Origin of the sequence: Actinospineispora eucalypti, from assembly GCF_039543365.1 — a bacterium.
GTDB classification, from domain to species: Bacteria; Actinomycetota; Actinomycetes; order Mycobacteriales; family Pseudonocardiaceae; genus Pseudonocardia; species Pseudonocardia eucalypti.
Genome location: NZ_BAABJP010000068.1, coordinates 96,258 through 109,079, shown reverse-complemented (window position 1 = coordinate 109,079; position 12,822 = coordinate 96,258). Strand labels below are relative to the sequence as shown.

Below are 12,822 nucleotides of genomic sequence, written 5' to 3'. Positions count from 1 at the left end.
TTCCTGACAGAGTCATTCCTGGCAGAGGTCGAGGACTCGTTCCGGGGTCATGGGCAGTCGGGTCGGCCGCCGCCCGATGGCGGCGGTGATGGCGTTGGCGACGGCGGCCGCGCTGTTGGCGATCGGCGGCTCGCCGATGCCCCTGGCGTTCAGCGGCCCCTTGCCCTCGCCGCTCTCCACGATCTCCACCTCGACGTCGGGCATGTCCATCGAGGTGGGGATGAAGTAGTGCGCGAACAGGCTGGAGGCGGCGTTGCCCTCCTCCATCACCACGTCCTCCATCAGGGCGTAGCCGAGTCCCTGCATGGCGCCGCCCTGGATCTGGCCGACCACCCGCAGCGGGTTGATGCACCGGCCGACGTCGTGCGAGGCCACGTAGCGCAGCACGGTCACCTCGCCGGTCTCGGTGTCCACCTCGACGTCGGCGGCGTGCGTGCCGTAGGTGTAGTCGGGAAAGCTGTCGCCCTGGCCCAGCCGGGGGTCGAAGCTGCCCTGCTCGGCCCGCCAGACCGCGAGCAGCGCGGTGTCCACCTCCCGCTGCTCGCAGGCGGCGACCAGCTCGGCCAGGTGCAGTCCGGTTCCCGACCCGCCGGCGTCCCGGACCAACCCGTCCTCGAAGCTCAGCTCCGCCTCCGCGCAGCCCAGCATCTCGGCCGCCACCGGCGCGATCCGGTCCCGCAGCAGGCGCGACGCGTGCAGCACCGCGTTGCCGGACATGTACAGCTGGCGGGTGGCGAACGTGCCGCCGGCCGGCGGATTCAGCGCGGTGTCCCCGATGTACACGGAGATCTCGGCCAGCGGGACGCCGAGCACCTCGGAGGCGATCTGGCACAGGCTGGCGGCCTGCCCCGCGCCCAGGTCGGTGATGCCCGACCTGATCAGCAGGGTGCCGTCGGCCTGCAGGCTCAGCCAGGCCGACGCCCGGTCGCGGAACCAGATGGTGCGCCCGTAGGGCTGCATGTTGCAGGCGAACCCCCGGCCGACCCGCTTGCCCGGGCCGCTCGGCGCCGGCGGTTCGCCCATCCGGTCCAGCACCCGCCGCAGGGTCTCCTCGCAGGCCACCGCCGTGTCCAGGGTCTCCCCGGTGGGGATGGTGTCCCCCTTGGCCAGGAAGTTGCGCCGGCGCACCTCGGCCGGCGGGAGGTTCAGCGCGGAAGCGATGCGGTCCATCTGCGACTCGTAGCCCAGGGTCACCTGCATCGCGCCGAAGCCGCGGAACGCGCTGGTCGGCACGTTGTTGGTGAACACCGCCCGGGAGCGCAGGGACGCGTTCGGCGTGCGGTACGGGCCGCAGGACAGGGCCGTCCCGGCGAACAGCACCCGGGCGCTCAGGTACGGGTAGGCACCGGCGTCGCCGACGATGTCCACTTCCTGCGCCAGGATGGTGCCGTCGGAGCGCACCCCGGTGCGGTAGCGCATGACGAACGGGTGCCGCTTGGTGCTGGCCAGCATGGACTCCTGGCGGTCCCAGATCATCCGCACCGGCCGCCGGGTGTGCCAGACCAGCAGGGCCAGGTACGGCTCGACGGTCATGTCCTCCTTGCCGCCGAACCCGCCGCCCATGTACGAGCTGATCACCCGCACCTTGTTCTCCGGCACCTCGAGGATGCCGGCGATGGCCGCCGCGTGCTCGATCACCTGGGTGGAAACCCGGAGCGTGACCACCCCGTTCTCCAGCCAGCCGACGCCGGCTTCCGGCTCCAGGTAGGCGTGCTCGGCGTGCTGGCTGCGGTACTCCCCGGTCACCACCAGGTCGGCCTCGGCCAGCGCCTTCTCCGCGTCGCCGCGCCGGATATGCCACTCCACCAGCACGTTGCCCTCGTCGTGCACCCTGGGTGCGTCAGCGGCCAGTGCGGCCTCCGGGTCGAACACCCCGGGCAGGTCCTCGTACTCCACCTCGACCAGCTCGGCCGCCTCGTCGGCCACCTGCTGGCTCACCGCCGCGACCAGCGCGACCGGTTCCCCGGCGAACCGCACCCGGTCGCGGGCCAGCACCGGCATCTCGACGGCCAGCTCGCCCAGGCCGCCGCTGGCCCGCTCGATCACCCGGTTGCACGGCACGTCCTCGGCGGTGAGCACCGCGATCACCCCGGGCAGGGCCTCCGCCTCGGCGGTGTCGACGGCGGTGATGCGCGCGGACGGAAGCGGGGCGCGGACCACCCGTGCGTACAGCATCCCGGGCAGCTTCCAGTCCGCCGCGTACAGCTGGGTGCCCTTCACCTTGTCGACGAAGTCGTGGTGCACCACCGGCTGGCCGACCACCCGCATCGGCGCCGCTCTTTCCAACGGCGGGGTCACCGGTTCCGTCTGGGTCATGGCCGCTCCGCCCCCTCGACGTACTCCTCGACCGCGTCCAGGATCTTGGTGTAGCCGGTGCACCGGCAGAGGTTGCCGACCAGCTCGTAGCGGATGTCCTCCCGGCTCGGCCGGCCGCCCCGCCGGGCCAGGCTGTCCGCGGTGAGCAGCATGCCCGGCGTGCAGAACCCGCACTGCGCGCCGCCGTGGCGCAGCAGGCACTCCTGCAGCGGGTGGAGCTCCTCACCGGCGCCGAGCAGCGCGGACACCGTGGTGACCGCATGGCCCTCGGCCTGCACGGCGAACATCAGGCAGGCGCTCACCGGGCGGCCGTCCAGCTGGACGGTGCAGGTGCCGCACACCCCCTCGCCGCACCCGTAGCGCACCTCGGGCAGCCCCAGCTCGTCGTGCAGCACGTCCAGCAGCAGCTCGCTCGGCGTGACCCACACGTCGTGGCGGCGACCGTTCACGGACAGGCTGACCAGGCGCTTCGGCGGGTTCGTGGCCGCGCTCATGCGGGCACCTCCGCCGCGCCGGCCCGGCCGACCGCCTCGGCCAGTGCCCGCCGGCCGAGCACCTCGACCAGGCGCTTCCGGTAGGCCCCGGTGGCGTGCACGTCGTCGCTCGGATCGGTGGACCCGGCCAGCGCCCGCGCGGCCTCCGCCACGGCGGCCGGGTCGCCGGTGGTGCCGACCAGGCCGGCGAGTGCCGCATCCGGGCCACGCACCGGGTGGTCGGCGACGCCGGCCAGGGCCACGCCGACCTCCCGGATGCTCCGGTCCGGGGCCAGCTCGACCACCGCCGCCACCGCGACCACCGCGTAGTCCGACACCCGCCGGGTCATCTCGTGGAAGCTCCAGCCCTGGCCCGGCCGCATGACCGGGAACCTGATGTCGACCACCAGCTCGGCCGGGCGCAGCGCGGTGGTGAGGTAGGAGACGAAGAACTCCCGGGCCGGGATCACCCGCTCCCCCTCCGGCCCCCGCACCAGGAGCTGGGCGTCCAGCGCCAGCGCGGCGCAGGCGATCTCGGCGGTCGGGTCGCCGTGCGCCAGGCTCCCGCCGATGGTTCCCCGGTTGCGCACCCGCACGTTGCCCACGTGCCGCACGCAGTGCCCGAGCAGCGGGGCGTACTCGGCGACCAGCGGGGACTCGGCCACGGTGTACTGCCTGGTCAGTGCCGGCACGTGCAGCACGTCGCCGGACAGGCTGGGCCGCCCCTCGCCGATGTCGTTGATGTCGATCAGCATGCTCGGCCGGGCCAGGCGCAGCGCCAGCATCGGCCCCAGGCTCTGGCCGCCGGCGAGGATCTTGGCGTCCTCGCCGTACTCGAGCAGGGCACCGATCCCGTCGGCGTAGCTGCCGACCCGGAGATAGTCGAATGGCGCACAGACCACGAAGTCCTCCTCGTGACGCGTCACTGAAAACTAAGTGACCTCATTACGATTGGTCATTGGCGAGAATCGCCGAGGTCCACCGGCGAGTGGTAGGTAGGTGTTGCCATAGCCGGTCAGGGCGCACCCTTCGGCGACACCTCGTACATCTCCAGCGCCTGCATGGCCACGGCCAGGCGCAGGCACAACCGGTTGTCCGACATGAACGGCCCGACCAGCCGCTCCAGCTTGCTGATCCGGTAGCGCATGGTGTTGTAGTGCACGTGCAGGTCGCGGGCCGACTTCGCCACGTTGAGGTGGTTGTCCAGCAGCACCTGCAGGGTGCGCACCAGCTCGGCGCGCTCCCTGGCCTCCAGCGCGGTCAGCTCGCCGAGCGCGTCGCGCACGAAGTCCCGCAGCTCGCCGACGTCGTCGATCAGGCTGAGCAGGCGGAACAGGCCCAGCTCGGCGAAGTAGGTGACCTTGCCGGGGCCGTGGCTGCGCCGGCCCATGCGCAGCGCCTTGCGGGCCTCCTCGTACCGGGCCGGGATCAGCGCCGGCTCGTGGAACGGGCGGCTGACCCCGAGGGAGAAGGCGTGCCGGGTGGTCGCGCGCAGCCCGGCCCACACCCGGCCCGGCACCTCGGCCGGGTCGCCGGCCGCGCCGGTGCAGCCGACGATGCCGACCAGGTTGGTGGCGAACGCGGCGGCCGCCGCGCCCCGGTCCTGGTTGCGGATCTCCGCCGACCACAGCTCGATGTCCGGCTGCCGGACCAGGTCGGGTTCGCCGGTGCGCTCGGCGTGTCCCACGACCACCACCAGCGGCCGGCGCAGGTCCCAGCCGAACGCCGCGCCCCGGGCCAGCGCGTCCTCGATCTCGCCGCCGCCGCCGGTCACCAGGTCGTGCAGCACGTTGGACTCGAACTGCCGCTCCGCCGCCGAGACGGCCAGCTGGCGGGTGACGTCCAGTGCGGCCACGACGGCGGCCTGGTCCACCGCGACCGTCGCCTCCGGCCCCAGCTGTTCGGCCGCCACCAGCAGGTGCCCGAGGCGCAGCTTCCCGGCGCGCAGCTCGGCGATCACCACCACCCGGCCCGGCCCCGGCGTGTGCACCCCCGGCCCCAGCCGGTCCACCCGCGCGGCGCCGTCCCGCTCGAGCACGCCCAGCTCACGCAGCCAGGGCTCGTGCCGTTCCGGCCGGGCGGCCGCCAGACGCCGGCCGTCCGAGTCCACCACCAGCACCGATGCCCCGGACAGCAGGTCGGACAGCTGGGCCGCGATCTCCGGCAGTTGGCCGCCGGTCAGCACGATCTGCAGGAACGCGTCGTGGATCTCCTTGGCCCGCGCGATGGTGGCCGCCTGGCGGTTCACGATGTCGGAGAACACCCGGCTCAGGATGTCGTCGAAGGCCACATCGTCGGGTATCTCCACGATCGGCAGGCCCAGCCGGTCGGCGGCGCGCAGCACCTCGGCGGGCAGCCGCCGGCCGGACGAGCCGAACTTCACCCCGAACGCCGCGATGCCCCGCCCGGCGAACTCGGTCACCAGGGTGACCAGTTCGCCCGCGTCCCGGGGCAGCGGGTAGCCGGTGCTGAGCATGAACTCGTCGGCCTTGGTCCACGGCAGGATGTCCGGCACGGTCATCACGTTCAGCCGGCGCACCGGCCGGTCCAGACCGCTGCGCCCGGCGAGCACCACCGCTCGCTCCAGGATCGTCATGGCGAGCAGGTCACGGACGACGAGCGCGTCGGTCATGGCGGCGCTCCCTATCAAGAATTGCCCAGGAACGTAGCCCGGCACGGCGGATACTGCCACCCCTTGAGGCGCCGCACCAGCAAGTAGAACTGGATGGTTACCGGCAGAAATCCTCGCTTAACGCGGTCCGCCCCGGCGGGGCAAGCTGGCGGCATGCAGACCCAGACCACCGCTCCCTCCTGGTACCGGCATCCGGACGCGCGCGCCTGGCGCACCGATCCGGTCGGCGGCGACGTGCTGGCCTTCCACCTCGGCCTGCCCGGGTACCGGCGGACCGAGCTGGTCGAGCTGCCGGCGCTGGCCGGCGAGCTGGGGGTGGCGCGGGTGTTCGTGAAGGACGAGTCGGCCCGGTTGGGCCTGCCCGCGTTCAAGATCCTCGGGGCGTCCTACGCGATCTCCAGGGCGCTGTCCGAGCGGCTCGGCCAGGGGGCCGCCGCGCTGGGTTTCGCCGAGCTCGCCGCGCGCGGCGGGCCCACCCTGGTGGCCGCGACCGACGGAAACCACGGCCGCGCGGTCGCCCACGTGGCCCGGCTGCTCGGGCTGGGCGCGCGCATCTTCCTGCCGGCGACGCTGTCCCGCGCGGCGGTGGATGCGGTGGCGGGCGAGGGCGCGACCGTCGTCGAGCTGCCCCTGCCCTACGACGACGTGGTCGACGCGGCGGCTTCGTGGGCCCGCGAGGCCGGCTCGGACGCGCTGTTGGTGCAGGACACCGCGTGGCCGGGCTACGAGCGGGTTCCGGCGTGGATCGTGGACGGGTACGCCACGCTGTTCGCCGAGGCGGACGCGCAGCTGGCTTCGCACGGCGTGGCCGGCGTCGACCTGGTGGCGGTCCCGATGGGCGTCGGCTCGCTGGCCCAGGCCTGCGTGCGGCACTACCGGTCCGGCGGCTCGACCGGCCCCGTTGTGCTCGGCGTCGAGGCGCGTAACGCGCCGGCGGTCATCAGCTCGCTGCACGCCGGCGAGCCCATCTCGGTGCCGACCGAGCCGACCATCATGGCCGGGCTCAACTGCGGCACCCCTTCGGCGAACGCCTGGCCGTACCTGGCCGCCGGCATGGACGCGGCGGTCACCGTGACCGAGGCGCAGGCCACCAGCGCGGTGCACGACCTGACCGCACTCGGCGTGGACGCCGGCCCCTGCGGCGCCGCCGCCCTGGCCGGCGTCCGCGCGGTCGCCCAGGACCCGCCCCGCCGCGCCGCCACCGCCCTGACCCCCAACGCCGTGGTGCTGCTTCTGAGCACCGAAAGCACCACCGCCAACCCCCTCCCCACCTGATTCGGTCGGTTCCGCGGGCCGATTCAGTCGGTTCCGCGGGCCGATTCAGTCAGTTCCGCGGGCCGATTCAGTCAACGACGTTGACTGAATCACCGTGCTGAAGCGACTGAATCAGGGTGCTGAAGCGACTGAAACGGGTTGGGCTAGGAGGTGGCGGAGGAGGTCGAGCTCTTCGGGGGTTGGTTCGGGGATGCGGGTTACCTGGTCGGCGGTCAGGAGGTCGAAGCCCGTTGCGGCTTGGACGTCGGCCAGGGCTACGCCGGGTTGTAGGGCGATTACCCGCATGCGGCGGGATTCCGGCTCGAAGTCCAGTACCGCCAGGTCGGTGATCACGCGGCTGGGGCCGCCGTGCACCAGGCCGGCCCGCCGCCGGGCCGCCCCACCGGACAGGTAGCCGGGGCTGGTCACGAAGTCCACCCGCTCCACGAACCGCCGGGGCTCGTGCGCCGTGACCACGAAGGTCTCGTTGCACAGCGAGATGATGTCGTTCGCTCCCCCGGTGCCGGGCAGCCGGACCGTCGGCGCGTCCGGGTCGCCGATGATGCTGGTGTTGATGTTGCCGAACCGGTCGATCTGCGCGCAGCCCAGGAAGCCGTAGTCGAAGTGGCCGCGCTGCGCGGCGAGGAACACGTCGCAGATGCCGGTGATCATGTCGGCGTCCACGGCGGCGCACATCTCGTTGGTGGAGTCCGGCAGCTGCCCGGGGCGCAGCCGCAGCCCGACGATCCCGCCCTCCAGCACGATCGTCAGGTTCGGCGCCTGCCGGCGCTTGGCCAGCGCCGACGCGACCAGCGGCAACCCGATGCCGGCGAACACCACCCGGTGGTCGGCGAGCAGCCGGCTGGCGGTGATGGTCATGACCTCGTTCGGGGTGATCACCGCGGCATCAGCTCCAGTGCTCGGCGGCGCTGCTCGGCCAGCCGGTCGCCGCCGATGGTGGCCAGGAAACCGGTGAAGTCGGCGTGCGCGCGAATGTTGGCGTCCACGTAGCGCAGGGCACCCGGCACCCCTTGGTCGCGAACGTGGTTCATGTACTCGGTGAAATGCGCGGCATCCACTTCGTACCCGCCGTAGCACTCGTGCGGGTAGCAGCCGTACGGCTGGTGTACCACGGCGTCCACCGCGAAGTGCGGGATGACGGTCTCGCTCGGGCGGGCCCGCAGCTGCTCCGGCTCGACGATCTCCTCCGCGCTCAGCACCACCCGGCGGGCCGCGTGCACCATGTCCACGTCCATGAACGGGTAGCCGTCGATCTGCGCGTTGCCGAACCGGTCCGCCCGCTGCACGTGCACGAACGCCACGTCCGGGTGCAGCGCCGGCACGGCGAGCAGCTCCTCGCCGGTGAACGGGCAGGTCACCGTGCGCGCGTCGACCCGGCGAGCCAGGTCCGAGCCGAGCATGGTGTAGGTGGGCAGGAACGGCAGGCCCATGGCGGCGGCGCGGTAGCGCATGCCCAGCGCCAGGTGGCTCCACTCCTCGAACCGGGCCAGGCCGTGCTCCACCTGGTGGCGCACCACCCGGGCCAGCCCCCAGCCGTGGCCCACACCGACCCAGCTGGTCATCAGCGTGTCGGCGGTGCCGGTGGCCAGCAGCAGCTCGGCCTCGAAGCAGGACAGCGGGCGGGACACGGTGAGCCCGGTGCGCCGCTGCCGCAGCAGCTCGAAGACCAGGGCCATCGGGGTGCGGGAGTAGTTGGTGCCGCCGATGGAGACGTGGTCGCCGTCCCGGACCAGCGCCACCGCCTCGGTCGCGCTGGTCACCTTGTCCGCCACCGGGCGGCGGTGCGCCTCCAGCTCGGCCCGCGCGGACGTCATCGGACGCCCGCGGCCGGGCGCGCGGTATCGGGCAACAACGGCAGCACCTCGGCGGCGAACCGTTCGACCTGCTCCTGCCGGTAGCGATAGGGCACCAGCGCGATGTGCTCCACGCCGGCCGAGATGTGCTCGGCCAGCTGCTCGGCGCACTGCTCGGGGGTGCCCCGGACGGCGCTCTCCGGGGTGGCGTCGCTCCACTCCGGGTTGTCGAAGTACTCGGCCAGGAACGGCCCCACCTTGCGGTCGGCCGCCTCGAAGGACTCGTCGATGCAGATCGGCAGCTGGGCCACGTTCCGCAGCTCGTTCGGGTCGCGGCCGGCCTCGGCGGCGTAGTCCCGGATCTTGTACCAGGAGCGGGCGAAGTCCTCGGCCCGGTAGAAGTAGGTGAGCCAGCCGTCGCCGAGCGTCGCCACCCGCCGCAGCACCCGGTCCACGTAGCCGCCGATGAGCAACCTCGGCCGGGGCTTCGGGTGCGGCAGCATGCGCACCCGGCGGAAGCTCAGGTCCTCCCACTCGCCGGTGACCTCGTCGTCCGCCCACAGTTTGTAGCAGATCTCCAGGTTGCGCTCGAAGCGCTTCCCCCGGCCCCGGAACGGGGCGCCGGTGGCGGCGAACTCCCGCTGGTACCAGCCGGCGGCCACGCCCAGGGTGAGCCGGCCCTTGGACAGCTCCTGGATGCTGGCGGCGGTCTTGGCCAGCAGGGCCGGGTCGCGGATGGGCAGCACCAGAACCCCGGTGCCCAGCCCGATGGACGTGGTGTGCGCGGCCAGCGTGGTGAGGGTGGTCAGCGCCTCCAGGCAGGGGAAGGGCTGGCGGGAGCCCAGGAACAGGTGGTCCCAGGCCCACAGCCCGGTGAAGCCCAGCTCCTCGGCCCGGCGGGCGTAGCCGATCAGCGCGTCGATGTCGGGGTTGCTCGCCGCCGAGGTGAAGTTCTCCAGCGCGAGCCCGTAGGTGACGGACATGGGGCGGCTCCTCAGGAGTTCAGCAGCTCGGGCAGCGGGACGATGCGCACGCCGGCGTCCAGCAGCGCCTGCCGGGTGCGGGTGGCGATTTCCAGGGCGCCCGGGGTGTCGCAGTGCACCAGCAGCGCCCGCCCGGTGACCCGCACGGTTTCCCCGTTCACCGCGGTCAGCTCGCCCTGGGTGGCGATCCGGACCGCGCGGGCGGCGGCCTCGTCCGCGTCGCCGAGCAGCGCTCCCGGCTGGTCGCGGGAGAGCAGCAGGCCGTCGCTGGTGTACGCCCGGTCCACGAACGCCTCGGCGATGACCGGGATGCCGGCGCGCTCGGCGTGCTTCCAGGTCGCCGTGCCGGCCTGGGCGAGCACCGGCAGCTCCGGATTCCACAGCCGGGTGGCCTCGACGATCGCCGCGGCGTGATCCTCGTTGGTCGCGGCCACGTTGTAGAGGGCGCCGTGAGCGCGGGTGTAGGACACCCGGGTGCCGGCCGCGCGGGCGAACGCGTCCAGCGCGCCGATCTGGTAGAGCAGGTCGTTGGTCAGCGTCTCGCGGGACACCGCGATGTACCGGCGGCCGAACCCGGCGAGGTCCCGGTAGCTGAACTGGGCACCCACCGCGACCCCGTTGCGCGCGGCCAGGTCGCAGGTGCGGCGCATGATGTCCGGGTCACCGCCGTGAAAGCCGCAGGCGATGTTCGCGCTGGATACCACGTCCAGCAGCGCCGCGTCGTCGGCGAGCTCCCACCGCCCGAAACCCTCACCGATGTCGGTGGTCAGCGCGACCGTGATGGCCATGTGTCCCCTCCCGGTATCCAGGACTGTCAGCACTCGGACCATAGCCACGGCCGGGGTGAAGGGACTTCGGCAGAAGTCGTCGTGGTTGCCGGTGCGGCTTTGGCGACTAGTGCCAGGGCCAACCCGCCCGGCCGGACGGATACTTCCTGCCATGCGCCTGATGCGCTGCGGGGACACCGGCTACCTGGCCGAGTTCTCCGACCTGGACGCGGTGCGGCGGGTGTATGCCGCGCTGGCCCGGAACCCGCCGGCGGGCACCGTCGACCTGGTGCCGGCGGCCCGGACGCTGCTGGTGCGGTTCGACCCCGCCGTCGCCGACCCGGCGCGGCTGGCCGAGGTGCTGCGCGCCACCGAACCGGACGGCGCGGCGGCCGCCGCGGGCGGCCTGGTGCGCATCCCGGTGCGCTACGACGGCGCGGATCTCGCCGACGTCGCCACGCACACCGGGCTGTCCGTGCGGGAGGTGGTCGACGCGCACACCGGGGTCGAGTGGACCGTGGCGTTCGGCGGGTTCGCGCCCGGGTTCGCCTACCTGGTGGACGGCGACCCGAGGTTGGAGGTGCCGCGCCGGCCCGAGTCCCGGACCAGGGTGCCGGCCGGCGCGGTCGGCCTGGCCGGGTCGTTCAGCGGCATCTATCCGCGCGCCTCCCCCGGCGGCTGGCAGCTGATCGGCCGCACCGAGCTCACGCTGTGGGACGTGGAGCGCGACCCGCCGGCGCTGCTCACCCCGGGCACCCGGGTGCGGTTCGTGGAGCGGCGCGGGTGAACGGCCTCGAGGTGCTCGCCACCGGGCCGTGCACCACCGTGCAGGACCTCGGCCGGCCGGGGCTGGCCCGGGTCGGCGTGGGCCCGTCGGGGGCCGCCGACCGGGCGGCCCTGCGGCTGGCCAACCGGTTGGTCGGCAACGACGAGGGCGCCGCCGCACTGGAGACCACCTACGGCGGGCTGGCCGTGCGGGCGCTGCGTCCGCTGCTGGTCGCGGTCACCGGGGCGCGGGTGGTGCTGTGGGTCGGCCGGCGCGCCGAGGGCACCGACTGCCCGCTGCACCTGCCGGCCGGCGCGGTGCTGCGGATGGGGGCGGTGACCGAGGGGGTGCGCGGCTACCTGGCGGTGCGCGGCGGCATCGCGGTCGACCCGGTGCTCGGCTCCCGGTCCACCGACCTGCTGTCCGGGCTCGGCCCACCGGTCCCGGTGGCCGGCACGCTGCTCCCGGTCGGCTCGGACACCCGGTCCTGGCCGGCGGCGGAACTCGCACCGGTCGCGCCGCGGCGCGCCGGGGACCTGGAGCTGCGGGTCGTGCTCGGACCTCGGGAGGACTGGTTCACCGACGCGGCGGTGGACCGGCTGCTGACCGAGCCGTTCGAGGTCACCACCGACAGCAACCGGGTGGGCATCCGGCTGCGCGGCCCCGAGCTGACCAGGCGCCACGCCGGCGAGCTGCCGAGCGAGGGCACGGTGCTGGGCTCGCTGCAGGTACCCACCCACGGGCGCCCGACCCTGTTCCTGGCCGACCATCCGATCACCGGTGGCTACCCGGTGATCGCCGTGGTGGTGTCGGCCGACGTGGACGCGGCCGCGCAGGCCGGCGCGGGGCGGCTCATCCGATTCCGGCTCGCCGGCACCCGATGTGGCAGGCTCGCCGGTGATGCTTGAGCTGCGCCGCCTGCGGCTGCTCCGGGAGCTGAGCCGGCGCGGCACGGTGGCCGAGGTGGGCAAGGCCCTGCACCTGTCCCCCTCCGGCGTCTCCCAGCAGCTCAACCAGCTGGAGTCCGAGGTGGGTGTGCCCCTGCTGGAACGGGTCGGCCGGCGCCTGCAGCTGACCCCGGCGGGCAGCGCACTGGTCGCGCACACCGAGGCCATCCTGGCGCGGCTGGAGCAGGCGGGCGCGGAGCTGGCCGCGCTGTCCGGGGAACCCCGAGGCACCGTGCGCGTGGCCTCCTTCCAGACCGCCACGCACGCCCTGGTCCTCCCGGCCCTGGCCCGGCTCCGCCGCCACGAAGGACTGGCGGTGCGGCTGTCCGTACTCGAGCCGGAGTCCGCCCTGCCGGCGCTGCTCGCCCGGGACTTCGACATCGTCATCGGCGAGGACTACCCCGGCGTTCGGGCGGAGATCCCGGACGGCCTGGCGCGCACCGAGCTGTGCACCGACCCCCTGCGGTTCGCCGTCGCCGACCAGACCCGGACGCCCGGCATCGCGGCGGCCCGGGACGCGATCTGGGTGATGGAGCCGAAGGGCAGCGCGGCGCGGGCCTGGGCGACGAACCTGTGCCGGGCGGCCGGCTTCGAGCCCGAGGTGGGCTACGAGTCGGACGACATGACCGCGCACGAGGAGCTGGTACGGCTCGGCCACGCCGTCGGCTTCCTTTCCGACCTGCTGTGGCGGGGGCGCACGCCCCCGGTCGGGCTGATCCCCGTGCCCGGCCAGGCCCGCACGCTGTACGCCGTCATGCGGCGCGGCGGGGAGGCGCACCCCGCCGTCCGCGCGGTCCGCGACGCGCTCCGCGAGCAGGTTGGCTGAACGCCACCGGGCTCCCGTATGTGTCGGCGGACACAGTTGCCGAG

12 protein-coding genes are annotated in these 12,822 nt (G+C 73.5%); 4 read left to right on the top strand and 8 right to left on the bottom strand.

Annotated features, from left to right (window positions below; translation table 11 throughout):
• Window positions 1-12: 12 nt before the first annotated feature.
• From ABEB12_RS40835 to ABEB12_RS40820, 4 genes are all read right to left on the bottom strand, one after another.
• On the bottom strand, window positions 13-2,316 hold the full coding sequence (locus ABEB12_RS40835) for a molybdopterin cofactor-binding domain-containing protein (protein WP_185065668.1): 2,304 nt from the start codon (window positions 2,314-2,316) through the stop codon (window positions 13-15).
• Window positions 2,313-2,810, bottom strand: a complete 498-nt coding sequence (locus ABEB12_RS40830) for a 2Fe-2S iron-sulfur cluster-binding protein (protein WP_185065667.1) — start codon at window positions 2,808-2,810, stop codon at window positions 2,313-2,315. Before ABEB12_RS40830 ends, ABEB12_RS40835 begins: the two co-directional genes overlap by 4 nt.
• Window positions 2,807-3,715 (bottom strand): FAD binding domain-containing protein, encoded by a 909-nt coding sequence (locus tag ABEB12_RS40825; RefSeq protein WP_345703584.1) that lies wholly within the window; start codon window positions 3,713-3,715, stop codon window positions 2,807-2,809. Before ABEB12_RS40825 ends, ABEB12_RS40830 begins: the two co-directional genes overlap by 4 nt.
• Window positions 3,716-3,804: 89 nt before the next feature.
• Window positions 3,805-5,421: a PucR family transcriptional regulator ligand-binding domain-containing protein gene (locus ABEB12_RS40820; RefSeq protein ID WP_185065666.1), complete on the bottom strand. Its 1,617-nt coding sequence runs from the start codon at window positions 5,419-5,421 to the stop codon at window positions 3,805-3,807.
• A 153-nt stretch (window positions 5,422-5,574) separates the two neighbouring features.
• On the opposite strand from ABEB12_RS40820, the gene ABEB12_RS40815 reads away from it, so the two are divergent.
• Entirely contained in the window at window positions 5,575-6,696 is a 1,122-nt protein-coding gene (locus ABEB12_RS40815) for a diaminopropionate ammonia-lyase (RefSeq protein ID WP_185065665.1), read from the top strand.
• A 111-nt stretch (window positions 6,697-6,807) separates the two neighbouring features.
• On the opposite strand, the gene ABEB12_RS40810 is transcribed toward ABEB12_RS40815, so the two are convergent.
• From ABEB12_RS40810 to ABEB12_RS40795, 4 genes are read right to left on the bottom strand one after another with little or no spacing between them, the layout of a single operon-like run.
• Window positions 6,808-7,575, bottom strand: a complete 768-nt coding sequence (locus ABEB12_RS40810; RefSeq protein WP_345703583.1) for a CoA-transferase subunit beta — start codon at window positions 7,573-7,575, stop codon at window positions 6,808-6,810.
• Window positions 7,572-8,510, bottom strand: a complete 939-nt coding sequence (locus ABEB12_RS40805; protein WP_185065664.1) for a CoA transferase subunit A — start codon at window positions 8,508-8,510, stop codon at window positions 7,572-7,574. Before ABEB12_RS40805 ends, ABEB12_RS40810 begins: the two co-directional genes overlap by 4 nt.
• The gene (locus tag ABEB12_RS40800) at window positions 8,507-9,472 is read right to left on the bottom strand and encodes a TIGR03619 family F420-dependent LLM class oxidoreductase (protein WP_185065663.1); all 966 of its coding nucleotides are present in this window, start codon (window positions 9,470-9,472) and stop codon (window positions 8,507-8,509) included. The genes ABEB12_RS40805 and ABEB12_RS40800 overlap by 4 nt, the downstream gene beginning before the upstream one ends.
• An 11-nt stretch (window positions 9,473-9,483) precedes the next feature.
• On the bottom strand, window positions 9,484-10,260 hold the full coding sequence (locus ABEB12_RS40795) for a 5-oxoprolinase subunit PxpA (RefSeq protein ID WP_185065662.1): 777 nt from the start codon (window positions 10,258-10,260) through the stop codon (window positions 9,484-9,486).
• A gap of 151 nt (window positions 10,261-10,411) precedes the next feature.
• Here ABEB12_RS40795 and ABEB12_RS40790 point away from each other — a divergent pair, with 151 nt between their 5' ends.
• Genes ABEB12_RS40790 through ABEB12_RS40780 form a run of 3 tightly spaced genes read left to right on the top strand, consistent with a single transcriptional unit; the run spans window position 10,412 to window position 12,778 of the window.
• A complete protein-coding gene (locus tag ABEB12_RS40790; protein ID WP_185065661.1) occupies window positions 10,412-11,026 on the top strand; it encodes a carboxyltransferase domain-containing protein in 615 nt (204 codons plus the stop codon).
• Window positions 11,023-11,913 (top strand): 5-oxoprolinase subunit C family protein, encoded by an 891-nt coding sequence (locus ABEB12_RS40785; RefSeq protein WP_345703582.1) that lies wholly within the window; start codon window positions 11,023-11,025, stop codon window positions 11,911-11,913. Before ABEB12_RS40790 ends, ABEB12_RS40785 begins: the two co-directional genes overlap by 4 nt.
• Complete coding sequence (locus ABEB12_RS40780; RefSeq protein ID WP_185065659.1) at window positions 11,906-12,778, top strand: LysR substrate-binding domain-containing protein; 873 nt, start codon at window positions 11,906-11,908, stop codon at window positions 12,776-12,778. The genes ABEB12_RS40785 and ABEB12_RS40780 overlap by 8 nt, the downstream gene beginning before the upstream one ends.
• The last annotated feature ends 44 nt before the right edge of the window (window positions 12,779-12,822 follow it).

Coding starts and splice junctions, on each gene's coding strand:
- ABEB12_RS40805 (WP_185065664.1), bottom strand. CDS start 8,510: ATGACGTCCGCGCGGGCCGAGCTGGAGGCGCACCGCCGCCCGGTGGCG.
- ABEB12_RS40795 (WP_185065662.1), bottom strand. CDS start 10,260: ATGGCCATCACGGTCGCGCTGACCACCGACATCGGTGAGGGTTTCGGG.
- ABEB12_RS40815 (WP_185065665.1), top strand. CDS start 5,575: ATGCAGACCCAGACCACCGCTCCCTCCTGGTACCGGCATCCGGACGCG.
- ABEB12_RS40830 (WP_185065667.1), bottom strand. CDS start 2,810: ATGAGCGCGGCCACGAACCCGCCGAAGCGCCTGGTCAGCCTGTCCGTG.
- ABEB12_RS40800 (WP_185065663.1), bottom strand. CDS start 9,472: ATGTCCGTCACCTACGGGCTCGCGCTGGAGAACTTCACCTCGGCGGCG.
- ABEB12_RS40780 (WP_185065659.1), top strand. CDS start 11,906: ATGCTTGAGCTGCGCCGCCTGCGGCTGCTCCGGGAGCTGAGCCGGCGC.
- ABEB12_RS40820 (WP_185065666.1), bottom strand. CDS start 5,421: ATGACCGACGCGCTCGTCGTCCGTGACCTGCTCGCCATGACGATCCTG.
- ABEB12_RS40835 (WP_185065668.1), bottom strand. CDS start 2,316: ATGACCCAGACGGAACCGGTGACCCCGCCGTTGGAAAGAGCGGCGCCG.
- ABEB12_RS40790 (WP_185065661.1), top strand. CDS start 10,412: ATGCGCCTGATGCGCTGCGGGGACACCGGCTACCTGGCCGAGTTCTCC.